Annotated in this window: 22 protein-coding genes; 15 read left to right on the top strand and 7 right to left on the bottom strand. The window is 63.3% G+C overall.

What is annotated here, in order from left to right:
* Positions 1 to 71 precede the first annotated feature (71 nt).
* Positions 72 to 455 carry a hypothetical protein gene (locus tag BUA41_RS18830; protein WP_139249021.1) on the top strand — a complete coding sequence of 128 codons (384 nt, stop codon included), beginning with the start codon at positions 72 to 74 and terminating at the stop codon, positions 453 to 455.
* Between the two features lie 150 nt (positions 456 to 605).
* Positions 606 to 998: a hypothetical protein gene (locus tag BUA41_RS00360; RefSeq protein WP_072818522.1), complete on the top strand. Its 393-nt coding sequence runs from the start codon at positions 606 to 608 to the stop codon at positions 996 to 998.
* Positions 999 to 1,065: 67 nt separating this feature from the next.
* On the opposite strand, the gene epmB is transcribed toward BUA41_RS00360, so the two are convergent.
* Complete coding sequence (gene epmB / locus BUA41_RS00355; protein ID WP_072818520.1) at positions 1,066 to 2,106, bottom strand: EF-P beta-lysylation protein EpmB; 1,041 nt, start codon at positions 2,104 to 2,106, stop codon at positions 1,066 to 1,068.
* A gap of 74 nt (positions 2,107 to 2,180) precedes the next feature.
* Here epmB and efp point away from each other — a divergent pair, with 74 nt between their 5' ends.
* A complete protein-coding gene (efp, locus tag BUA41_RS00350) occupies positions 2,181 to 2,747 on the top strand; it encodes an elongation factor P (RefSeq protein ID WP_072818517.1) in 567 nt (188 codons plus the stop codon).
* A 253-nt stretch (positions 2,748 to 3,000) separates the two neighbouring features.
* Entirely contained in the window at positions 3,001 to 3,972 is a 972-nt protein-coding gene (epmA, locus tag BUA41_RS00345; protein ID WP_072818515.1) for an EF-P lysine aminoacylase EpmA, read from the top strand.
* Between the two features lie 56 nt (positions 3,973 to 4,028).
* Here epmA and BUA41_RS00340 read toward each other — a convergent pair whose 3' ends face one another.
* The 5 genes from BUA41_RS00340 to rsgA all read right to left on the bottom strand — a co-directional run bounded on the left by BUA41_RS00340 (position 4,029) and on the right by rsgA (position 9,743).
* Positions 4,029 to 6,194, bottom strand: coding sequence for a xanthine dehydrogenase family protein molybdopterin-binding subunit (locus BUA41_RS00340; protein WP_072818512.1), 2,166 nt, complete (start codon positions 6,192 to 6,194; stop codon positions 4,029 to 4,031).
* Positions 6,191 to 6,682: a (2Fe-2S)-binding protein gene (locus BUA41_RS00335; RefSeq protein WP_281247807.1), complete on the bottom strand. Its 492-nt coding sequence runs from the start codon at positions 6,680 to 6,682 to the stop codon at positions 6,191 to 6,193. The genes BUA41_RS00340 and BUA41_RS00335 overlap by 4 nt, the downstream gene beginning before the upstream one ends.
* 124 nt (positions 6,683 to 6,806) lie before the next feature.
* Positions 6,807 to 7,649, bottom strand: a complete 843-nt coding sequence (gene asd, locus BUA41_RS00330) for an archaetidylserine decarboxylase (protein WP_072818510.1) — start codon at positions 7,647 to 7,649, stop codon at positions 6,807 to 6,809.
* 164 nt (positions 7,650 to 7,813) lie between these two features.
* A complete protein-coding gene (locus BUA41_RS00325) occupies positions 7,814 to 8,644 on the bottom strand; it encodes a sulfurtransferase (RefSeq protein ID WP_072818508.1) in 831 nt (276 codons plus the stop codon).
* A gap of 85 nt (positions 8,645 to 8,729) precedes the next feature.
* Entirely contained in the window at positions 8,730 to 9,743 is a 1,014-nt protein-coding gene (gene rsgA, locus BUA41_RS00320; RefSeq protein WP_072818506.1) for a small ribosomal subunit biogenesis GTPase RsgA, read from the bottom strand.
* Positions 9,744 to 9,842: 99 nt separating this feature from the next.
* On the opposite strand from rsgA, the gene orn reads away from it, so the two are divergent.
* Positions 9,843 to 10,430, top strand: coding sequence for an oligoribonuclease (gene orn / locus BUA41_RS00315; RefSeq protein WP_072818503.1), 588 nt, complete (start codon positions 9,843 to 9,845; stop codon positions 10,428 to 10,430).
* On the opposite strand, the gene queG is transcribed toward orn, so the two are convergent.
* Positions 10,376 to 11,530 (bottom strand): tRNA epoxyqueuosine(34) reductase QueG, encoded by a 1,155-nt coding sequence (gene queG / locus BUA41_RS00310; protein ID WP_072818500.1) that lies wholly within the window; start codon positions 11,528 to 11,530, stop codon positions 10,376 to 10,378. The genes orn and queG overlap by 55 nt on opposite strands.
* Before the next feature lie 112 nt (positions 11,531 to 11,642).
* On the opposite strand from queG, the gene BUA41_RS00305 reads away from it, so the two are divergent.
* The 10 genes from BUA41_RS00305 to BUA41_RS00260 all read left to right on the top strand — a co-directional run bounded on the left by BUA41_RS00305 (position 11,643) and on the right by BUA41_RS00260 (position 23,287).
* Complete coding sequence (locus BUA41_RS00305; RefSeq protein ID WP_072818498.1) at positions 11,643 to 13,151, top strand: bifunctional ADP-dependent NAD(P)H-hydrate dehydratase/NAD(P)H-hydrate epimerase; 1,509 nt, start codon at positions 11,643 to 11,645, stop codon at positions 13,149 to 13,151.
* Positions 13,148 to 13,636 carry a tRNA (adenosine(37)-N6)-threonylcarbamoyltransferase complex ATPase subunit type 1 TsaE gene (gene tsaE, locus BUA41_RS00300; RefSeq protein WP_072818496.1) on the top strand — a complete coding sequence of 163 codons (489 nt, stop codon included), beginning with the start codon at positions 13,148 to 13,150 and terminating at the stop codon, positions 13,634 to 13,636. The genes BUA41_RS00305 and tsaE overlap by 4 nt, the downstream gene beginning before the upstream one ends.
* 86 nt (positions 13,637 to 13,722) lie before the next feature.
* The gene (locus BUA41_RS00295; protein WP_139249033.1) at positions 13,723 to 15,129 is read left to right on the top strand and encodes an N-acetylmuramoyl-L-alanine amidase; all 1,407 of its coding nucleotides are present in this window, start codon (positions 13,723 to 13,725) and stop codon (positions 15,127 to 15,129) included.
* Between the two features lie 30 nt (positions 15,130 to 15,159).
* On the top strand, positions 15,160 to 17,118 hold the full coding sequence (gene mutL, locus BUA41_RS00290; protein WP_072818491.1) for a DNA mismatch repair endonuclease MutL: 1,959 nt from the start codon (positions 15,160 to 15,162) through the stop codon (positions 17,116 to 17,118).
* Between the two features lie 2 nt (positions 17,119 to 17,120).
* Positions 17,121 to 18,059, top strand: coding sequence for a tRNA (adenosine(37)-N6)-dimethylallyltransferase MiaA (miaA, locus tag BUA41_RS00285; protein ID WP_072818489.1), 939 nt, complete (start codon positions 17,121 to 17,123; stop codon positions 18,057 to 18,059).
* A gap of 122 nt (positions 18,060 to 18,181) precedes the next feature.
* Positions 18,182 to 18,427 (top strand): RNA chaperone Hfq, encoded by a 246-nt coding sequence (hfq, locus tag BUA41_RS00280; RefSeq protein ID WP_072818487.1) that lies wholly within the window; start codon positions 18,182 to 18,184, stop codon positions 18,425 to 18,427.
* A gap of 18 nt (positions 18,428 to 18,445) precedes the next feature.
* Positions 18,446 to 19,774: a ribosome rescue GTPase HflX gene (hflX, locus tag BUA41_RS00275; RefSeq protein WP_072818485.1), complete on the top strand. Its 1,329-nt coding sequence runs from the start codon at positions 18,446 to 18,448 to the stop codon at positions 19,772 to 19,774.
* Between the two features lie 90 nt (positions 19,775 to 19,864).
* A complete protein-coding gene (hflK, locus tag BUA41_RS00270; protein ID WP_072818482.1) occupies positions 19,865 to 21,091 on the top strand; it encodes an FtsH protease activity modulator HflK in 1,227 nt (408 codons plus the stop codon).
* Positions 21,091 to 21,981: a protease modulator HflC gene (hflC, locus tag BUA41_RS00265; protein ID WP_072818480.1), complete on the top strand. Its 891-nt coding sequence runs from the start codon at positions 21,091 to 21,093 to the stop codon at positions 21,979 to 21,981. Before hflK ends, hflC begins: the two co-directional genes overlap by 1 nt.
* Before the next feature lie 112 nt (positions 21,982 to 22,093).
* Complete coding sequence (locus BUA41_RS00260; protein ID WP_072818478.1) at positions 22,094 to 23,287, top strand: ATP phosphoribosyltransferase regulatory subunit; 1,194 nt, start codon at positions 22,094 to 22,096, stop codon at positions 23,285 to 23,287.
* Positions 23,288 to 23,328 lie beyond the last annotated feature (41 nt).

Here is a 23,328-nt window from a genome sequence, read left to right as displayed (position 1 = left end):
AGCTGGTGACTTCGGTGGAAAAGAATTAGGTGCGTTCCTTTTTGGACTAAGATACGAAGTCACTGAGCAAAATGGATCCGATTAAACTGATAATTGGATTAGGCGGCGTTGCTTGTGGTATTTCTGGCACTGCTCTCCTTTTAATTGCATCATTAATAGCTTTGTTCAAACTTGATGAGGCCGATCATTACTATGGAGCTGGTCGGCTTGGTGGAGAAAGACTTTTCCTGAAAGGCCTCCCGTTTAGCCTTTGGCGAATGACGGAGTATGGCTTGATTACATTGCTCTCTCACAACCGCTTGGTAAAGAGGTTCTATGGGGAGGAGCTAATGATGATTTCGGCAAGAAACCCACCAAGAAAATTAAATATCATTATTAAATATTTGTATTCTAGCTGGCTGCTACTAGTTATCATGGCAGTTCTCGCTGGGATTTCTTTGGGTGTGTTTTTCTAGATATCTTGAATCGTTTTAGAGCGAGGGGCACGCGTTGATACATGATCGGTGCGGGAGCAGGCGCGGTGGCTGGTGAAAAAGTAGGAGGACAAGTCGGAGCCAAGTTCGGGGGTGGATTGTTTACAAGAATTTACGGCGAGGAAAAAACCAATGGAGCTGATTGAAACCATCGTGATATTCAGCGGCTCTTTCTTCGGCCTGGTGGGCTTTGGATTGACGCTCATCACCATGGTGGTCTCTCTCTTCAAGATCGATGAAGCGGACGAGTATTACGGCGTGGGCAGGCTTGGCGGTGAGCGCCTATGCCTCAAGGGGCTTCCTTTCTCTCAGGGCAGGATGGCCGAATATGGCATGGTGATTCTATTTTCCAATACCCGCTACGTTCAGAAACGCTACGCTCGTGAGTTGGCTCAGATTGCAGTCAACGACCCGCCGCGACGTCTAGAGCGTTTGCTGGTGTGGCTTTATGCCACCTGGTTCCTGTGCGGCGTCATGTTCCTACTGCTCGGTGGCCTGCTGATGCTGTTTCCCGAGACGCTATAAAGTTGGCTTTTACTGTGCCCTTGTGACCCGCTCAGTATCGATGAAGCAAAGGCCTCCGCTACTGTCTTCATCCACCCAGCGGCGTCTTGCTATTCTCTCCTGGCACTTCCCGCACCAGCCGCGGCATCAGGAAGCCGGCCAACTGCTCGCGCAGGGCATCGACCAGGGCGATGGCCTCGTCGTCGGGGACGTCGAAGTGAGCGGCGCCCGTCACCGGGTCGAGCACGTGCAGGTAGTAGGGCAGCACGCCGGCCTCGAACAGCCGCTCCGACAGGGTGGCCAAGGTCTCGACGTCATCGTTCACCCCGCGCAGCAGCACGCTCTGATTGAGCAGGGTCGCGCCGGTACTTCGCAAGCGAGCGCAGGCATCGACGACCGCATCATCGATCTCGTTGGCGTGGTTGATATGCAGCACCACGACCTTCTGCAAGCGCGTGGCGTTCAGCCAGCCGAGCAGTGCGTCGTCGATCCGGTCGGGAATCACCACCGGCAGCCGGGTATGGATGCGCAGACGCTTCAAATGAGGAATCTCGTCGAGGCGTTCGACCAGCCAGGCCAGGCGCTTGTCGCTGGAGGCCAGCGGGTCGCCGCCGGAGAGAATCGCTTCCTGGATGGAAGGGTCGACGCGCAGGTAATTGAGCACCTCATCCCACTGCGCCCGCGACGGCGAATTTTCACTGTATGGGAAGTGACGGCGAAAACAGTAGCGACAGTTGATCGCGCAGGTGGGACTGGCGATCAGCAGTACCCGCCCCGGATACTTGTGAATCAGGCCGGGGTGCGGGCTGTGCTCGGCCTCTTCCAGTGGGTCGCTGACGAACCCTCTGACGCTGTCGGTCTCGGCATTCAGGGGCAGCACCTGACGCAGCAGCGGGTCGGCGGGATCCCCGGGGCGGATGCGGGCCAGATAGGCCTCGGGCACGCGCACCTCGAACAGGGCATGGCCGCGCTCGGCGCCCGGTAGCCAATTCGGGTCGAGCTTTAGCCGGTCGAGCAGCACATGAGGATCGCGAACGGCACCACTGAGCTGAGCCTGCCAGCCTGGTGTATCCGTCGAGGCCTGGGTAGGGATAACGCGCTGCAAAGTGGCCGGGCTTCGGGTTATCATCTGTCGCACCAAAAAGTGAGTTCATTGCCGCGGTGTGCTCGTGCCTGCCGCGTCCGAATCATTAGCGAGGAAGCATGGCGAACTATTCTACCAACGAATTCAAGGCCGGTCTGAAGGTGATGCTGGATGGCGACCCCTGCAACATCGTCGAGAACGAATTCGTCAAGCCGGGCAAGGGGCAGGCGTTCAACCGCGTCAAGCTGCGCAACCTGATCACTGGCCGCGTCTGGGAGCGAACCTTCAAGTCCGGGGAGTCCCTGGAAGGCGCGGATGTGCTCGACCTGGAAATGGAGTACCTCTACAACGACGGTGACATGTGGTACTTCATGCGCACCGATGGCTCCTTCGAGCAGTATCCGGTGGCCAAGAAGGCGCTGGGCGACACCGAGAAGTGGCTCAAGGAGCAGGTGCCTTATACCGTTACCTTGTGGAATGACAACGTCATCAGCGTGAGCCCGCCCAACTTCATCGAGCTGGAAGTGGTCGAGACCGACCCGGGGCTCAAGGGCGACACCGCCCAGGGTGGCTCCAAGCCGGCCACGCTCTCGTCCGGTGCGGTAGTCAAGGTGCCGTTGTTCATCAACCAGGGCGAGGTGTTGAAGGTGGATACGAGGAGCGGGGAATACGTCAGCCGCGCCTAACTGTCATGATTATAGCTATTGCGCTCGGCGATCCGGCGTTGAAACCAGATTCGTCATGCTCATTTACTAAAGTAAACTCCGCTGACTCATCTGGTTTCGCTTTGTGACCCACATGGATGTGGGAAATGCGAAGACCCGCCTGGAGCGGGTCTAGCCCTTGCCATCGCTCATAACGCTCTAGATCACGACAGTTTTACTAATGACCACGCTCGATCAAGCGTGGTCTTTTTGGTAGCCAAGAGCAAATTTCAAAATGCTGAACGACTGGCAGCCCACCGCCACTATCGAGACGCTGCGTCAACGCGCCCGCTGCCTGGCCGAGATTCGCGCCTTCTTCGCCGAGCGCGGGGTGCTGGAGGTGGAGACCCCGTTGCTCGGCCATGCCGGCAGCACGGACCTGCATCTCGATTCGCTTTCCTTGACCGCTACTACGCCGGCGGGGCGCGAACGGCTGTGGCTGCAGACCTCGCCGGAATTTCACATGAAGCGCCTGCTGGCGGCAGGCAGCGGGCCGATCTTCCAGCTGGCCCGCAGCTTCCGCGATGGCGAGGTTGGGCAGCGCCACAACCTCGAATTCACCATGCTCGAGTGGTATCGCCCGGGGTTTTCACTGACGGATCTCATCGACGAGACCGAGGCGCTGATTCGGCTGTTGCTGCCCGACGCGGGCCCTCGTCGGCTGCGCCGCTATCGCGAGCCGTTTCGTGAACACCTCGGGATCGATCCCTTCACCACGCCGCTCGACGAACTGCGCCGCTTGACGAGCGAGCATGGCAATCTGGATATGGCCGATAGTCCGCGGGACGATTGCCTGGACCTGCTGATGAGCCTGGTCATCGAGCCGACACTGGGCCACGGGAGCATCGACGTGATCGTCGATTACCCGGCCAGCCAGGCAGCCCTCGCCCGGCGGCGATACGATCCGGAAGATGGCACCGAGGTGGCAGCGCGCTTCGAGACCTACGTGCAAGGGCTCGAGCTGGCCAATGGCTACGACGAGCTGACCGATGGAGCTGAGCAGGCAGCGCGTTTCGCCGCGGACAACGCCGAGCGTGAAAAAGCCGGCAAGCCGCTCGTCGATGTCGACATGCGCCTGGTGGCCGCACTCAACGCAGGCATGCCGGAAGGCAGCGGCGTGGCCCTGGGTGTCGACCGCCTGATCCAACTGGCCCTGGGCAAGCGGAGCGTGGCGGAGGTCATGGCGTTTGCCACAGCGATCTGCTGACAAGTAACCGACCTCCAGCGACCAGCCTCACCCGCTCGCCATGGCCATGGCTCGACTTACGCCGAGGCAGTCAGGTCATGACGCGCCATGGGCAGGCGGCGGATGCGTTGGCCGGTCAGCTTGTAGACGGCGCTCGCCACCGCAGGGGCCACCGGCGGCGTGCCCACTTCGCCGATACCACCCATCTCGGCGCCACTCTCGATGATCTGCACCTCGACATCGGGCATCAGGCTCGGTGGCAAAAACCGGTAGGTATCGAAGTTCTTCTGTACCACCTCGCCGTTCTCGATGGTGATTTCTTCCAGCAGGGTTTGAGACAACCCTGTCGAGATACCACTCTGTATCTGCGCCTCGATGGTATCCGGATTGACCATCGAGCCGCAGTCCACGGCGCACCAGACCTTGTGGACCCGTGGTCGACCCTCCTCGATCGAGACCTTGGCCACCTCGCCGACGATGCTGCCGAAGGAGAGATGCAGGGCGATGCCGTAGGCTGAGCGCCGGCCGTTCTCCTCTTGGACACTCGGTTGGTAGCCCGCCATCTCGGCCACGCTGTCGAGCACGTTCAGATAACGAGGGGCCTCGCCCAGCAATTGGCGACGAAATTCCAGGGGGTCGGTCGCGGTCGCCTCGGCCATCTCGTCGATGAAGCTCTCGGTGACGTAGCCGTTGTAGGAGTGGCCCACCGAGCGCCAGAAGCCGATCTTCACCGGGTAGTCGTGACTGACCCAGTCGACGCGACGATTGGCAATGGTGTAGGGCTGTTCGGTCACGCCTTCCAGCGCCGAGCTGTCGATGCCGTCCTGCATGAACTGCGGCATCAGCCGCTTGAAGGGGCCATCGCCGACCACGGTGACGTGCCAGCCGCTCACCTTGCCCTCGGCGTCGATGGCGGCGCGGTGCTTGAGGGTCACCATGGGACGGAAGTAATCGTGCTGGGTGTCCTGTTCGCGGGACCAGATGAGCTGCACCGGCCGCCCCGCCGCCTTGGACAAGCGAACGGCCTGCTGGCCGTAATCGGTGATGAAACGCCGCCCGTAGAAGCCGCCGATGTACGGGGTATGGACGGTGATGTTGTCCGCCGAGAGCCCGGTGATCTCGGCAATCTGCTGCACCACGACATCCACGCCCTGGTTGGGCACCCAGGCTTCGCAGCGCTCGGCGGTGACATCGGCGGTGGCATTCATCGGTTCCATGGTGGCATGCGCGAGAAAGGGCATCTGGTAGACGGCCTCGATGACGCGCTCGGCGTCGAGGAAGGCCGCTTCGACGTCGCCGTGGGATTCGGCGGTCATGCCGGCCTCATCGACGCGGCCCTGCATCTCCTCGGCGAGCTGCTCGGAATTCAGTCCCGCTGCGGCGGCATTCTCGAATTCGACCGGCAATGCGTCGAGTGCACTCTGGGCATGCCAGTAGGTGTCGGCGATGACCGCCACTGCCCCGGGCAGGCGTTCCACGCTGATCACCCCCGGACGGTCGGCGATGGCGGCTTCGTCCATACTGGCGACGTCGCCCCCCAGCACCGGGCTTTGTTTCACTGCGGCATAGGCCATGTTCGGCAGACGCACATCGATGGCGAACTGGGCGCTGCCGTTCGCCTTGGCGGTGCTGTCATTGCGCTGAATGGGCTTGCCGATATAGCGAAAGCGCGAGGGGTCCTTGAGGGGCGGATCCGTAGGCGGCTCGAGCGCACCGGCGGCCTCGGCGAGTTCGCCGTAGCCGATGGAGCGCTCGCTGGCGGCATGCACGACACGGCCCGGCTGGGTATCGAGCTCACCGATCGGCACCTCCCAGCGATCGGCGGCGGCCTGCAGCAGCATCTGCCGCGCCGCGGCGCCTGCCTGGCGCATCGCCGTATAGGAGGAGCGCACGCTCATGCTGCCGCCGGTGAAGCGCTGGGTACCACCGAACATGATCTTGTAGGCCTCGCCCGCCGGGGCCTGTTCGACGCTGATCGTTTCGAACGCCACATCGAGTTCGTCGGCAATGATCTGGGGCAGGGCGGTGTAAACCCCCTGGCCGCCCTCGATGAACGGGCTGAAGAAGGTGACACGCCCCTCGGGATCGAGGGTCAGGAAGGCGTTCAGGGTGCCGCCCGATGGCGAAGCGCCGCGCGCCTGACGCACAATGAGCGGTAGCTGGAAGGCCAGCACCAGACCGCCGGCGGCGAGCCCGCTGGCCTTGAGAAACCCCCGCCTTGACATCTCCAGTGAGGTGATCATGAGGCTTCTCCCTGGGTCTGGTTCTTATGTTGGCCTCGGGCTTCAGCCGCCTGCAGGATGGCCTTGTTGATGCGCAGATAGGTGCCGCAACGGCAGAGATTGTTCACCGAGCTGGCGATATCCTCCTCGGTGGGATTCGGGTTCGAGGCCAAGAGCGCGGCGGCCGCCATGATCTGTCCGGACTGGCAGTAGCCGCATTGCGGCACATCGATCTCACGCCAGGCGACTTGCAGGGGGTGGCTCAAGCCGTCGTCGCTGAGGCCTTCAATGGTGATCACTTCCTGATTCTGGACGGCGGACAGCGGTGTGACACAGGAGCGCATGGCCTGGCCGCCGACGTGCACCGTGCAGGCCCCGCATTGGGCGATGCCGCAGCCGTATTTGGTGCCGGTGAGATTGAGCTGGTCCCGCAGCACCCAGAGCAGGGGCGTATCCGGCTCGGTGTCCAGGCTGTGCTGGGTGCCGTTGACCGTGAGTGTCACCATCATCGTAACCCTCTTTGCATGAAGAGGGTTATAAGGTTAGTGCATGCTCACGTAAGGCGCCGGACTTTTTGAATGCCATGGCCGCATACATCCGCTCGACTCGCCCTGCCGCCCATTCGGAAAGCGGTCAGCCAGAAAAGCCACCCAGCGTCTGCCCCATGCTCATCGGACTGTCGTCGACGCCCAGGCCATCACGGAAATCGACGTTGCGAGAAAAGCACAGGATCACCGTGGAGCCGAGCTTGAAGCGACCCATCTCAGCGCCCTTGGCGAGTTCGATGGGCTTGTCGAGGCGGGTCGTCTGTATCTGCTTGGAGAGCGGGGTGACCTGGCCGGCCCAGACCGTCTCGATGGAGGCGACGATCATGGCCCCCACCAGCACCATGGCCATGGGGCCGAACTCGGTCTCGAAGATGCACACCAGGCGCTCGTTGCGGGCGAACAGTCTCGGCACATTGTCGGCGGTGGCCAGGTTGACCGAGAACAGACGCCCTGGCACGTAGATCGTCTCGCGCAGGGTGCCGGTCACGGGCATGTGCACGCGATGATAGTCCTTGGGCGAGAGATAGACGGTGGCGAAGCTGCCCTGGCGAAAGGGATTGGCACGCCGGGTGTCGCCGCCCAGCAGCGAGGTCACCGAATAGGTCTGACCCTTGGCCTGGATCAGCGTGCCGTGCTCGATGTCACCGAACTGGGACAGGAAGCCATCGGCGGGCGATACGATGCCGCCGCCGATGGGGCGTGCATCAGCGCGTAGCGCGCGAGTGAAGAAGTCGTTGAAGCAGTCGTAGGCGGTGGGCTCGGGTTCCTTTGCCTGGCTCATGTCGACGCCATAGCGGCGAATGAACCATTTTATGAATGGGTCCTTGAACCATGGTGCTCGGCAGTCGGCTGCCAGGCCGGCCAGGCGCGAGATCAGATGATGGGGCAGCGGGTATTGAGCAAGAGAAAACAGCTTGTCGAAAGTCACGAGTATCGGTTTCCAGTAAATAGCGTAGCGCTTGCTCACGCAGGCACGGAAAGTGACACGCAATAGCCTTTTCTGTTGCTGCGCTGGTACCAGCGCTATTGCTGACGTCGACTTTCATGCCTGCGCGAACAATCATGCCTGGGTAAGTAGCATGAACATCGTCTTTATTTCTCGATCGGCGTATCGTCGCGATTGCCCCATTCCTGCCAGGAGCCGCCATAGCCGCGCATCTTGTCGAACCCCAGCGCCTTGCCGACCAGCCAGGTGAGACCGCTGCGGTGATGGCTCTGGCAATGGGTGACCACTTCCATGTCCGGGGTCAGGCCCTGAGCCTCGAGTTCGGTGACGAGTTCGGCATAGTCGCGGATACGCAGGTCGCGTTCGCGATCCATGGCCTCGGTCCACTCCATGTTGATCGCGCCGGGGATATGCCCCAGATGCTTGTTGTTGCCTTTCTCGCCGCGATACTCCTCGGGAGAGCGGGCGTCCCAGACCGCGAAGCCTTTCTCGCCCAGGCGATCGACGAGTTCGGCGCGCTCGATCATGACCTCGGGGTTGAGGATCTCTGCCCGGTAGTCGCTGGGGCGCGGCTGCGTGGCCTCGGTCGACTGGAGCAGGCCGGCGGCACGCCAGGCGTGGATCCCGCCGTTCAGGTAGGAGTAGCGAGTATGCCCGATCAGCTCCAGGGTCCAGAGCAGGCGCCCGGCCCAGCCACCACCTTCATCGTCGCAGGCCACGACATGGGTATCCCGGGTCAGGCCCAGGGAGGAGAACAGCCGGGACAGCGCCTCTTCATCGGGCACGTCGCTGGGCACGTCGCCTTCCCCGCGCATCAGCCGGCGGTGGTCGAGAAACAGGGCACCGGGCACATGGCCTTCGCTGTAGCTTTCCGCCTTGAGCGGCACGTCGATGATCAATAGCTGCGGCTCGTCCAGGTGTTCGGCGAGTTGATCAGGTTCGACGATCAGCGGCAGCAGGTTATGTTCGGAATGCATGAGGTTGCTCCTCACTTGCGGGATGACGTCGTGACTATCTCTGCAGATAATGACACAGCTTCGAGGACCCCGGCGACTGACGCTGTCAGGCCTGTTTCAGGCTTTCCAGGATGCGGCGATAGCTGGTGAAGCGCTCTCGACTGACATCGCCGCGGTCGAGGGCCGCCAGTAGCGCGCAACCCGGCTCGTCCCGATGCCGGCAGTCGCGAAAACGGCAGTGACCCAGGAGGTCGCGAAACTCCACGAAGCCTTCGGTGACCTGCTGCTCGTCCAAGTGGGCAAGCCCGAACTCGCGAATGCCTGGCGAATCGATCAGCTCGCCACCGCCGGGCAGGCCATAGAGCCGTGCGGTGGTCGTGGTGTGGGTACCCTTGCGGGAATCCTCCGAGAGCGCACCGATGCGCAGAGCTTCGTCCGGTAGCAGCCGATCGATCAGGGAGGATTTGCCCACGCCGCTCTGGCCGACGAACACCGAGGTCCTGCCCTGAAGTCGTGCATGCAGCGCTTCCAGGCCTTGTTCGCTCTGGGCGGTGGCGCGGATCACCGCGTAGCCCAGCGCCTCGTAGCGCGTGAGCAGTTCACCGAGCTTGCCGCCCCCGTCGGGCAGCAGGTCTATCTTGTTGAGTACCAGCACCGGGGTGATGCCGGTGGCCTCGGCGGCCACCAGGTAGCGGTCGATGAGGTTGGCGAACGGGGCGGGCTCCACGGCGAAGACGATGAGGATCTGATCGATATTGGCGGCTACCGGCTTGAGCTGACCGCGAGGGTCGGGACGTTCGAGCACGTTGTCGCGGAAGTCGCGGGCGACGATCACGCCGCTGCCGTCCTGGGCCTGGCGCCAGATCACCCGGTCGCCGGTGACCAGCCCGTCGAGATTGGCGCGCAGGTGGCAACGGTGCAACGTGGCGTCATCCTCGGCCCGAACGTCCAGGGTGCGGCCGAAGTGGGCGATCACCCGGCCGGGAACCTCGGGGCCATGCTCGCCAGCCTGAAGCGCTTCGGCCTCTCGAGCGCTCTGCTTGTCGGCCCGGGCGGCCCGCTCGGCCTGGATCTTTTCGATCCGCCAACGCTGCTGGCGCGATAGCTTGCGTTTGCTCATGCCACCTCGATAGAGCGTACACTATGGGGAATAATTCCTTTGCATTGTATTCACTGGCGGCGGCCCTGTCCGCCCCACTACTCTTGTCCGGAGCTTTACATGTTTGAGCAAGCCATCACGCCGCGTAAGGATCTGCTGGTGTGGATCGATCTGGAGATGACCGGTCTCGACCCGAACAAGGAGCGTATCATCGAGGTGGCGACGCTGATCACCGACAACGATCTCAAGTTGATCGCCGAAGGGCCTGTCATCGCCGTCAAGCAACCCGACAGCATCCTCGACGCCATGGACGAGTGGAACACCAGGACGCATGGCCAATCCGGGCTGATCGATCGGGTCAAGTCGAGCCGTGTGGACGCCCCCGGCGCCGAGCGCAAGACCCTGGAGTTTCTCAAGACCTACGTGGTGCCGGGGTCGTCCCCGGTCTGCGGCAACAGCGTCCATCAGGATCGGCGCTTTCTGGAACGGGAAATGCCGGCGCTGCTCGACTTCTTTCACTACCGCAATCTGGACGTCTCGACCCTCAAGGAGTTGGCCAAGCGCTGGAACCCGGATGCCTTGAAGGGCTTCGAGAAGCGCAATACCCACAAGGCGCTGGACGATATCCGGGAATCCGTGGACGAGCTGGCCCACTATCGAGAAACGTTCCTGCGCATGATGGCTTCCGGTTCACAGGACAGGGCTTGAGCACTGCTGGCGATCAGCGTCTGGCGCTTTTCGCCCTGCCGTCTCAGCGCCCAGCGCACGTGCTCGCGCACCAGGTCGGAAGGAAAGGCAAGCCGTGCACGCAAGGCCGCTTCCACGCCCAGGCTCCAGGGCGCGTTGCCCAGCCCGACGGCCAGGTTGCGCAACCACCGCTCGTAACCGATCCGGCGAATGGCGCTGCCCTCGGTCTTCAGCAGGAACTCTTCTTCGCTCCAGGCGAATAGCCGTAACAGGTCGGCCCGGTCGAGATCGTGTCGCGGGGAGAAATCCTCCTCGTGGCTTGCGCGGGTAAAACGGGTGAAGGGGCAGACCAGTTGGCAGTCGTCGCAGCCGTAGACCCGGTTGCCCATCGCCTCGCGATACTCCTCGGGGATGCTGCCATGCAGTTCGATGGTCAGGTAGGAGATGCAGCGCCGGGAGTCCACCACCTTGTCGTCGACGATGGCGCCGGTCGGGCAGGCGATGCGGCACTGGGCGCAGCTGCCGCAGTGCTCCTCCTCGAAGGGAGCGTCCACCGGCAGTGGCAGGTCGGTATAGAGCTCACCCAAAAAGAACAGCGAGCCTGCCCTGGGGTTGAGCAGCATCGAGTTCTTGCCGAACCAGCCGAGTCCGGCCTTCTGGGCCAGGGCGCGCTCCATGACCGGGGCGGAATCCACGAAGGCACGGTAGCCGTGAGGGCCGATCTCGTCCTCGATGGTCCTGGCCAGGGTCGCCAGCCGCTTGCGCATCAGCTTGTGGTAGTCGCGCCCCAGGGCATAGCGCGAGACATAGGCCTTGCGCGGCTCGCCCAGTACCCGGGTGGTCTCGACCTCAGGCGGCAGGTAATCCATGCGCACGCTGATCACCCGCACTGTTCCCGGGACCAACTCGTCGGGACGAGTGCGCTTGGTGCCGTGCTTGGCCATGAAGTCCATTTCGCCCTGGTGCCCGGCCGCCAGCCAGTGCTCGAGATGGCGCTCATGGCTCTCGAGGTCGATGTCGGTGATGCCTACCTGCTGGAAACCCAATTCGCGCCCCCATGCCTTGATGCGGTCGGCGAGTGCCTGCAGGTCGATGTCTTGGCTGAGTTGACGTGTCGTCATGAGCGTGAAAAAACGGTGGAAACCATCTCGGGTCGGCTCGGTAAGGGGCTGGCCACACTACACTAACCCACAGCCCACGTCACATCATGGCGCGTTATTTCGGGAGATGCACATGTCACGACGCTACCGGCATCCGCTCTACCTCGCAGAGCAGGTGCGCGAAATCGATCGACGCGCGATTGCCGCGGGCTCGAGCGACGGCTTCCAGGGTTTCGATCTGATGCAGCGAGCCGCTGGAGCGGCCTACGATGCGCTGCGCCGGCACTGGCCGCAGGCGCGACGCCTGTGCGTGCTGTGCGGGGCCGGAAATAATGCGGGAGACGGCTACGTGATGGCGGCGCTGGCCGCTCGCGATGGCCTCGAGGTGCAGGTGATCGCCGTTCGCGATCCCGGCGAGCTCAAGGGCGATGCGGCTCGGGCGCTGCAGATGGCGCGAACGGCGGGGATCGAGGCGATCCCCTGGCAGAATGGCACGAGCGTCGAGGGCGATGTCCTCGTCGACGCGCTGCTCGGCACCGGGCTGGGGGGCGAGGTGCGCGAGCCCTTCGTCGCGGTCATCGAGGCGATCAACGCCAGTTCGCTGCCGGTGCTGGCGGTCGACATCCCCTCGGGACTCGCAGCGGACAGCGGCAGGGTGCTGGGCTGTGCGGTGGAGGCAGATATCACGGTGACCTTCATCGCCGACAAGTTCGGCCTGCATACCGGTCAGGCGGCGGATCACGTCGGCGAGGTGGTGTACTGCTCGCTGGATGTCGACACACTGAGGCACGAGGACCTGCCGCCGGTGGCGGACCTGCTGGACGAGTCCCTCATCGCCGAGGCGCTTCCCCTGCGTCGGCGCAGTAGCCACAAGGGTGACTTTGGTCATGTGCTGGTGATCGGTGGAGCTCCCGGGTTCGGGGGGGCGGCGCTGCTGGCCAGCCAGGCAGCGGCGCGACTCGGCGCCGGCAAGATCAGCCTGGCCACTGCCCCGGAACATGTCGGTGCCAGCCTGACGCGCATGCCCGAGGTCATGGTTCGAGGCGCGCGAGGTGTCCCCGATGTCGCCGAACTTCTGGAGGGTGCCGACGTGGTCGTGGTTGGTCCGGGGCTTGGCCAGGACGCCTGGGGGCAGGGCATGCTGCAGGCTGCACTGAAGGCCGGCAAGCCCCTGGTGATCGATGCGGATGGCCTGAATCTGCTGGCGGCCCACTGGCCCGACGAGAAGCGCGACGACTGGTTGCTGACGCCGCACCCCGGCGAAGCGGCACGCCTGCTCGGCCTGAGTGGCGGGGAGGTACAGGCGGATCGCCTGGCAGCCATCCGAAGGCTGCAGGAATCACGCGGCGGCACGATGGTGCTCAAGGGGACGGGCACGCTGGTGGCCGGGCCCGATGGTGTCGCGGTCTGCCCCTATGGCAACCCCGGCATGGCGAGCGGCGGAATGGGAGATGTGTTGTCCGGGATGCTCGGTGCACTCGTGGCCCAGGGGCACGGGATAGAGCAGGCGGCGCGGGTGGGGGTCACCCTGCATGCCCTGGCCGCGGATTGCGCCGCTGCGGAAGAAGGGGAGCGTGGCCTGCTGGCAAGCGATCTGGCATCCTATGGGCGTTTTCTGGCGAACTTCGATGGCGACTCATGAAAGATGCCTATCTCTTGCACAACGAGGCCGAACAGGTTGCCTTCGGCGAGGCCTTGGGCAGAGCCCTGCAGGGTCATGGTCAGGTGCATCTTCAGGGTGAGCTGGGTGCAGGCAAGACAACCCTGGCGAGAGGGGTGCTGCGTGCCTACGGGCATCAAGGGCCGGTCAAGAGCCCTACCTACACCCTGGTGGAGCCTTATCAGTTCGGCGACATCCGTGTGCACCATTTCGACCTGTATCGTCTCGGCGACCCGGAAGAACTGGAATTCATCGGGGCACGGGAAATGCTCGATAAGGAGACCCTCAATCTGATCGAGTGGCCGATTCGCGGTAAAGGATGGTTGCCAGCGGCCGATCTTGTCGTCGTGCTCAGCGTCGCCGGTGCGGGACGCGAGGCGCGCCTGGCCGCCGATTCGACCCACGGTGAAAATGTTCTTGCTCGGCTTGCCGCGCTTGTTCCAGAAAGGACCCGGAACACCTCATGAAATGGTTGTTCACTTCATACAGTCGGCTGCGTGCCCGTGCCGGTCAGCGTTCTCGGTCGTTGATCCTGTGCCTGTCCGCGCTGTTGATGATGATGTCATCGCTATCGGCAATGGCCAGCGATGTCGACAATCTGCGTATCTGGGCGGCGCCGGATCATGCGCGTCTGGTGTTCGATCTCTCCGAACCGGCCAGTGCCAATGTCTTTTCCCTGAACAATCCGGACCGGCTGGTCATCGACCTGGTCGACAGTCAGTTGCAACTGGACACCTCGCGCCTCGATCTCAGCGGAAGCGCGATCAGCGAGGTCCGCACCGGCGTTCGTAATGGCAATGACTTGCGCGTGGTGCTGGATCTCAGCCGAGAGGTGAATCCCAAGCACTTTACGCTGCCCCCCAACGACAAGTACGGGCACCGCCTGGTGGTGGATCTCGAATACCCCGGGGAAAGCGCGGTGCAGAACCCCATCGATCCCATCGAGGCCAAGATTCGCGAGCATGAGATTGCCACCGATCGCGCGCTGGCCCAGGCGCGGGCGAACGGTGAGAGCGCCTCCGGGGCGACCTTGCCGACCCGCAAGGAACAGGCTCAGCCGCATCCCAAGCGCGACATCATCATTGCCGTGGACGCCGGGCATGGCGGCGAAGACCCCGGTGCCCTGGGCCCTCGGGGCACCCGCGAGAAGGATATCGTGCTGGATATCGCCCGCCAGCTCGAGAGAATCATCGCCGACACCCCGGGCTTCAAGGCGGTAATGATTCGCGATGGCGACTATTACGTCGGCCTGCGCCAGCGCACGCTGCTGGCTCGGGATCAGAAGGCCGACTTCTTCGTGTCGATTCACGCCGATGCATTCAAGAGCCCGCGACCCAGCGGCAGCTCGGTGTTTGCCCTGTCCCAGAGTGGCGCAACCTCGGAAACCGCCAAATGGCTGGCGGCCAGCGAGAACCGCTCCGACCTCATCGGCGGGGTCGATGGCAATCTCGACCTGGCTGACAAGGACGAGGTGCTGCGCGGCGTGCTGCTCGATCTGACCATGACCGCGACGCTCAACGACTCCCTGGCGGTGGGCGGCCAGGTGCTCGATCAGCTCGGCAAGATCAGCAAGCTGCACAAGTCCCAGGTCGAGCAGGCGGGCTTCATGGTGCTCAAGTCACCGGACATCCCCTCGCTGCTGGTCGAGACAGGCTTCATCTCCAACCCTCGGGAAGAGACTCGATTACGCGATCGCGGCTACCAGCGCAGCCTGGCCAAGGCGATCTTCGCCGGTATCAACGCCCATTTTCGGCGTAACCCGCCGCCGGCCAGCCTGCTGGCCTGGCAACGCGATCGTCAGCGCGGGGGAGAGGCCAACGAGTACCGCATCCAGCCGGGCGATACCCTCTCCGAGATCGCCTCTCGCCATGCGGTACCCGTGCAGACCCTGAAGCAGGCCAACGAGTTGAATGGTGACGTGATTCGGGTGGGGCAGGTGCTGCGGATTCCCCGGGGGTAACGCCTCACTCAGGTTTATCAGCGAGATGAAATGACCCAGACTCGGCGCATTCACATCCTCAATCCGCGCCTGGCCAACCAGATTGCCGCCGGCGAGGTGGTCGAGCGTCCCTCCTCGGTGATCAAGGAGCTGATCGAGAACGCCATCGATGCCGGAAGTCGGCGCATCGAAGTGGAGCTCGAGGCCGGTGGCGCCCGGCTGATCAAGATACGCGACGATGGCAGCGGCATCGCCGAGGAGGACCTGCCCCTGGCATTGTCGCGTCATGCCACCAGCAAGATCGAATCCCTCGAGGATCTCGAGGGGGTCGCCAGCCTGGGGTTTCGCGGCGAGGCGCTGGCGTCGATCAGTTCAGTATCGCGCCTCGAGCTGGTTTCCAATGCCGACGAGGACCCTACTGCCGGCTGGCGTGTGGTGGCCGAGGGGCGCGACATGGAGCCTCGTGTCTCGCCGGCGCCGCATCCACGCGGCACCTCGGTAGTGGTTCGCGATCTTTTCTTCAACACGCCGGCCCGGCGCAAGTTCCTGCGTACCGAGAAGACCGAGCTCTCCCACGCGGAAGAGGTCTTCCGACGGCTTGCGCTGTCGCGTTACGACATCGGCTGGACGCTGCGTCATAACCAGAAGGCGCTTCATCAGCTGCGTCCCGTCAGTGATGCCGCGGGTGGCGAGCGGCGTATCAGCGCCTTGCTGGGCGGCAAGTTCCTCGACAACGCCCTGCATCTGGACATCGAGGCGTCCGGCTTGCGGCTGTGGGGCTGGGTCGGGCTGCCGACGCATTCCCGGGCTCAGGCGGATCAGCAATACTTCTTCGTCAACGGGCGCGTGGTGCGCGACCGCCTGGTCGCCCATGCCATCCGCCAGGCCTACCGTGACGTGCTGTTCCACGGCCGGCACCCGGTCTTCGTGCTGTACCTGGAGCTCGATCCGGCGGTCGTCGATGTCAATGTCCATCCGACCAAGCATGAAGTGCGCTTTCGCGACGGGCGTCTCGTGCACGATTTCCTGTTCTCCAGCCTCCACCGGGCGCTCGGCGAGGCGCGTCCCAACACCGAAGCCCACCCCGGCGAGGACGCGGATGCTGCGGAAACTTCCAGCAGCGAGGCGGATCGGGCGGGAGCAGCGCCCGGCGCCGAGGATCGGCCCGGGTGGCAGCAGCAGATGGCCTTGCGTCCCGATGCCGGGGCACGCCCCGGTCCCGGTCGGGTCCGGGAATTCATGGCGGGGTATCGCGCGCTGCACCCCGAGCACGAAGAGAGCCTGTTGACGCCGCAGCCTCCCGCACCGGGCGGCCCCGAGGCACAAGCGGCCCTCCAGGAGCGTCAGGCCGACGAGGCGCCGGTCACCACAATGCCGTCCCAGGCCTTGCCCGAGGACGACCCGACTCGAGCGCCCCCCTTGGGATATGCCGTCGCCCAGCTCCACGGCGTCTACATTCTTTCCCAGACCTCGCGCGGCATGGTGGTCGTCGACATGCATGCCGCCCATGAGCGCATCACCTACGAGGGCATGAAGCGGCAGGTGTTCGCCGGGGCCGAGTGCGGTGGCGCCCTCGAGGCCCAGCCGCTGCTGGTTCCCGTGTCGCTGGCTGCGAGCGCCGCCGAGGTGGAGACCGCCGAACAGTGCCGCGAGGCATTCTCGCGTCTGGGGGTGGAACTCGATGTGGCCGGTCCCGAGACCCTGCTGGTGCGCCAGGTGCCGAGTCTGCTCGCCAAGGCCGATGTGGAGCCCCTGATCCGCGACATGCTGGCGGATCTCGAGCGCTACGGTCGCTCGGATCGGCTCGAGGCACACATCAACGAACTGCTCTCGACCATGGCCTGCCACGGCAGCGTGCGGGCCAACCGCCGCCTGAGCATTGCCGAGATGAATGCCTTGCTGCGCGACATGGAACGTACCGAGCGCAGTGGCCAGTGCAACCATGGTCGGCCGACCTGGACCGAGATGTCGATGCAGGAACTCGACAGGCTGTTCCTGAGAGGCCAGTGACCATGAAGGATAGCCGCCCACTGGCCATCCTGCTGATGGGGCCCACCGCCTCGGGAAAGACCGACCTGGCCATGGCGCTTCACCAGCGTCTGGGTGCCGAGCTGATCAGTGTCGATTCGGCGATGGTCTATCGTGGCATGGATATCGGAACCGCCAAGCCGTCACCCGATGAACAGGCGCGCGCACCGCATCGGCTGATCGATATCCGTGATCCCGCCGATCCCTATTCTGCGGCGGAGTTTCGTGACGATGCGCGTCTCGAGATGCAGCGCATCAGCAACGACGGCGGCATTCCGCTGCTGGTGGGTGGCACCATGCTCTACTACAGGAGCCTGCTTGGCGGGGTGGGAAACCTGCCTGCCGCCGACGCCGCGACGCGTGCCGAACTCGAGGCCTGGGCGGCCCGGGAGGGGCTCGGCGCGCTGCATGCCAAGCTTGCGCGGGTCGATCCCGAGTCCGCCTCGCGCATTCACCCCAACGATCCTCAGCGGCTGATGCGGGCACTCGAGGTTCAGCGCCTCAGCCAACGACCGATGAGCGAGCTGTGGCGTGAGCAGCGAAAGGAAACCTTTGCCTGGCAAACATTGTCCATTGGACTTGCACCCATGCATCGCAGCATCTTGCATGAACGCATTGCACGACGCTTCGAGCAAATGCTCGAACAGGGGTTCGTCGAGGAAGTCGCTGCGCTGAAGGCCCGCCACGATCTGCATCTGGGACTGCCGGCGATGAAGAGCGTGGGTTATCGCCAGGTGTGGCAGTACCTGGAGGGGGTTCATGGCAGGGATGAGCTGGCGTACAAGGGGATCGTCGCCACACGCCAGCTGGCCAAGCGACAGCTGACTTGGTTGCGTCGCTGGCCGGCGCTTCACTGGATCGATCCCCACGGGCCGGATGCCGTCGAGAACGTATTGAAAATCGTGCGCCAGTGCAGCACTTAGCGTAAGATGATAGCTTCGCGACAACGGTGCGGTATATGGTTTGACCCAACCGTCCGGGTTTCTTGCCCAGGCGAATAGACGATAAAGATATCAACATTATAGAGACAGTTAGGGAGAGCAAAATGTCCAAAGGGCAGTCCCTTCAAGATCCGTATCTGAACATCCTGCGCAAGGAGCGCATTCCGGTGTCCATCTTCCTGGTCAACGGAATCAAGCTACAGGGTCAGATCGAATCCTTCGACCAGTTCGTCATCCTGCTGCGCAATACGGTCAGTCAGATGGTCTACAAGCACGCCATCTCCACGGTGGTGCCTTCACGCAACGTACGCTTGCCTGCTCAGGACCCAAGCATGGCCGGGCAGGAATAACCGATCACGAGGCCTTGATTGTTTTTCGAACGTCCCGACGCCGGTGAGACGGCGGTACTCGTCCATGTCGATTTCCAGGACGAGCAGGAACGCGAGGACCCGGGGGAGTTCCTGGAGCTGGTGCGCTCCGCCGGGGCCGAGCCGGCGACCCTGATGCAGGGAAGCCGGCGCAGGCCGGATCCTCGTGCTTTCATAGGTAGCGGCAAGGTGGAAGAGCTGCGCGAGTTGCTCGCCATCCACGGTGCCGAGCTGGTGATATTCAACCATGCGCTGAGCCCCTCTCAGGAGCGCAACCTGGAGCGGGCGCTGAAGTGTCGTGTGCTGGATCGCACTGGATTGATACTGGATATCTTTGCCCAGCGGGCGCGCACCCACGAGGGCAAGCTGCAGGTCGAACTGGCGCAGCTGGAATACATGTCCACGCGCCTGGTGCGCGGGTGGACCCACCTCGAGCGTCAGAAGGGCGGCATCGGTCTGCGCGGGCCGGGCGAGACCCAGCTCGAGACGGACCGTCGCTTGCTGCGAGCACGCATCAAGGCAATTCACAAGCGCCTCGACAAGGTGCGCAGCCAGCGTCAGCAGAATCGTCGCGCCCGCTCGCGTGCCGATATCCCCAGCATCTCGCTGGTGGGGTACACCAACGCGGGGAAATCGACCCTGTTCAATGCGATGACCGATGCCGATGTCTACGCCGCGGATCAGCTCTTTGCGACACTGGATCCGACGCTGCGACGTCTCGAGCTCAGTGACGTGGGCCCCGTGATCCTGGCGGATACGGTGGGGTTCATTCGTCATTTGCCTCACAAGCTGGTCGAGGCTTTTCAGGCCACCCTGCAGGAGGCCAACGAAGCGGCGCTACTGGTGCATGTCATCGATGCCCCCGACCCGGACCGTGAGCTTAATGTCGGAGAGGTCGAAGGGGTTCTCGACGAGATCGGTGCCGACGACGTGCCTTGCCTGCGGGTCATGAACAAGATCGATCTGCTCGGCAGTGCGCCGCGGATCGAGCGGGATGGCGAGGGGGTGCCCGACGTCGTCTGGGTGTCGGCGCAACAGGGGCTCGGCCTCGACCTGCTGGCACAGGCGCTTTCGGAACGCTTGGCCGAGGATGTCATCGAGGCGCATCTCACCCTGTCGCCGCAGCAGGGCAGGTTGCGGGCCGGCCTGCACGACCTCGACGCGGTGCGCGAAGAAGCCTTCGACGATCAGGGGCGTATTCTGCTCGACATTCGCCTGCCACGACGCGATTTCATGCAGCTTCTCGCGCGCCTGGGCGAAAGAGCACAAGATTATCTGCCACCGGACGACAGGGAGTCGCCGGGGTGGGTCCGAGAGGCTCGACAATGATCCGAGCGGCATCGTTATCTTCGGCGAGCCTTTCGGTACTTCCCAAACGCAATCAACGCATGTCGCAATAATGCTTAGTGGAGACGACGTATGGCTTGGAATGAGCCTGGTGGTGGTGGCAATCAGCACGACCCCTGGAGTGGTGGGGGCCGACGCGGTGGCGGCGGCAACGGCGGAAACAATCAAGGACCGCCCGATCTTGACGAGGCGTTGAAGAAGTTCCAGGACAAGCTCAACAAGATGTTGGGTGGCGGTCGTGGCAGACGTGGCGGCGGCGGCAGTGGCGGCAGTGGCGGTGGCAAGCGCAACGCCTTCGCTCTGCCGGGATTGCTGCTGATCGTCGCCCTGGCGATCTGGGCGGCGACCGGTTTCTATCTCGTCGACCAGTCCGAGCGTGGGGTCGTGCTGCGTTTCGGCAAGTTCCAGGAGGTCGTCAGTCCTGGCCTGCACTGGAATCCGCCGCTGATCGATGACGTGCGCATGGTCAATGTCACTCGGGTTCGCTCCATCAGCCAGACCAAGTCGATGCTGACCCAGGACGAGAACATCGTCGAGGTCGAGATGTCGGCCCAGTATCGCGTCATCGAGCCGCGTTTCTTCGTACTCAACGTACGCGATCCCGACATCACCATCGAGAATGCCCTCGATTCTGCCCTGCGTCATGTGGTGGGCGGAACGGAAATGGATCAGATACTGACCTCCGGGCGTGAGTTGCTCGCCGATACCGTGTCCACGCGGCTGCAGACCTATCTCAACAACTACAACCTGGGGGTGACGATTCAGGCGATCAACGTCGAATCGACCTCGGCACCGGACGCGGTTCAGGAAGCCTTCGACGATGTGATCAAGGCCCGCGAGGATCGCCAGCGCACCATCAACCAGGCGATCGGTTATGCCAATGCCATCATCCCGGTCGCCCAGGGCCAGGCGCAGCGCATGATCGAGCAGGCCCAGGGCTATCGTGAATCCGTGGTTGCCGATGCCCAGGGTAATTCCAACCGCTTCAACTCGTTGCTCTCGGAGTACCGCAACGCGCCGCAGATCATGCGTGATCGCATGTACATCGAGACCATGTCCCAGGTGTTCAGCAACACCAGTAAGGTGCTGGTCGATCTCGATCAGAGCAGTCCCCTGATGGTGCTGCCGCTGGAGCAGTTGCAAAATAACCAGGATGGATCGGGTGAAAGCAGCGAGGATGCGATCAGAAGGTCCGGCGGTGAAGCGGGCATGGACCCGCGGTTACTCGACCGCCTGCGCAACAGCAGCAACAGCAGCCAATCCGAATCTGGCAATAGCATCCGCAGGGAGGGTCGCTGATGATCAATAACCGTTCCCTGCTCATCGTCGCTGGCCTGGCCGCGGTCGCTTGGGTAGGCAGTAACAGTCTTTACATCGTCGATGAAACCGAACGGGCGGTAAAACTGCGCTTCGGCGAGATCATCGAAGAGAATATCGCGCCGGGACTGCACTTCAAGGTGCCGGTCACCCAGACGGTGCGTAACTTCGATGTGCGGATTCGTACGCTGGATACGGATACCAGCCGCTATCTGACCCTGGAGAAGAAGGCGGTGATCGTCGACTCCTTCGTCATGTGGCAGGTGGTCAATCCCACTCGTTACTACGAGGCCACCTCCGGGGAAGAAATGGCCGCCGAGCGACTGATCACCCCCCGAGTGGATGAGAGCCTGCGTAACGAGTTCGGGCGTCTCGAGCTTCAGGAGATCATCGCCGAGAAGCGCGATGCCCTGATGTCCGGGCCCACCGAGCAGCTCAATGGCTTGTTGCGGGACGAACTCGGCGTGGCGATCATCGACATCCGCATCAAGCGCATCGACTTGCCGGATCAGGTCACCCAGGCGGTCTACGAGCGCATGCAGACCGAGCGGAATCGCGAGGCTCGCGAGTATCGCGCCCAGGGCGAGGAGCAGGCCGAGAAGATTCGCGCCAATGCCGATCGTCGTCAGCAGGTACTGCTGGCGGAGGCCCGGGCTCGCGCCGAGACCCTGCGCGGTCAGGGGGACGCGGAGGCCGCGGCCATCTACTCCGAGGCGTATCAGCAGGACGCGGAGTTCTTCCGCTTCTATCGTAGCCTGAATGCCTATCGCGAGAGCTTCGACAGCAAGAGCGACCTGATCGTGCTCGAGCCTTCCAGCGATTTCTTCCGCTACCTCGAGGACGCGCAACCCCAGGGCTTGGAAGGGCAATAGGCGGCGTGCAAAGGCCCTGCGGGGTACACCCGCAGGGCAAACATGATAAAATCCCATTTGACCGGGCGAGGCCCGGTTTTTTTGTGGCCATCCACTTTGGCAGGATAGACCGATGACCATCGCTGACCGCTGGTTGCTTCCCGACGGCATGGATGAAGTGCTTCCACCCCAGGCGACGCGCATGGAAGAGCTGCGTCGTGCATTGCTCGATCTCTATTGCCGCTGGGGCTATGATCTGGTGATGCCGCCGCCGGTGGAGTTCCTCGATTCGTTGCTGACCGGCACGGGGACCGACCTGGATCTGCAGACCTTCAAGCTCACCGATCAATTGACCGGACGCATGATGGGGGCGAGCGCCGATGTCACGCCCCAGGTGGCACGCATGGACGCCCATTCCCTGAAGCGCCAGGGACCGGCGCGTTTTTGCTACTGCAATCCGGTGCTGCGTGCCAAGGCGGATCAACACCAGGGCGGTCGTAGCCCGGTGCAGGTGGGGGTCGAGCTCTTCGGGCATGCGGGCCTGGAAGCCGACCTGGAAATCCTGCATCTGGCGTTGTCGAGCCTGACCGTGGCCGGGGCCGACGAGATACACCTGGCCTTGGGCCATATCGGGATCTATCGGGCCCTGGTGCAGTCGGTCGACCTGGATGATATCGGGCAGCGGGCGCTGTTCGAGGCGATCGAGCGCAAGTCTCCCGGTGACGTGACGACACTCGTCGATGGCCATGTCGGCGATGTGCAGCGTGCCGAACTGCTCAAGGCGCTGGTCACGCTGCATGGGGGTGCCGACGTGCTCGACGAGGCACGTCGCCTATTCGACGGGGCCCCCACGGCGGTGATCGAGGCGCTGGATCAGCTTCAGGCGCTTTACCGTGGGGTGGCAGAAATGTACCCGGGCGCCACCCTCTATTTCGATCTGGCCGACCTGCGAGGGTATCAGTATCACACGGGCATGACGTTCGCCGCCTACGTGCCCAGCTATGGCCAGGCCCTGGCCAAGGGCGGTCGCTATGACGACACCGGCAAGGCATTCGGGCGCGCGCGACCGGCGACGGGGTTCTCGATGGATCTCAAGTTGCTGGCATCGTTGGCCGAGCAGCCGCCCATCGCCGATGGCATCTGGGCGCCGGTCTGGGAGCCGGGGCAGGCAATGCAAGAATTGCCCGAGGTCATCGCCCGGCTGCGCGATGCCGGGGAACGCGTCGTCCAGGCCTTGCCCGGGCAGAGTACCGGACCCGAGGAACACCGCTGCAATCGTCGACTCGTGAGTACCGAGAACGGTTGGCAAATTTTCCCACTGACGTGATGGAACAGGCTCCAGGAACGCGGTTGCAAGCACACCGCCTG

It is taken from the genome of Modicisalibacter ilicicola DSM 19980 (assembly GCF_900128925.1).
In the GTDB taxonomy this organism is placed as follows: Bacteria; Pseudomonadota; Gammaproteobacteria; order Pseudomonadales; family Halomonadaceae; genus Modicisalibacter; species Modicisalibacter ilicicola.
Note: the sequence above shows the minus strand (reverse complement) of the source record. Positions and strands in the feature narration are given on the sequence as shown.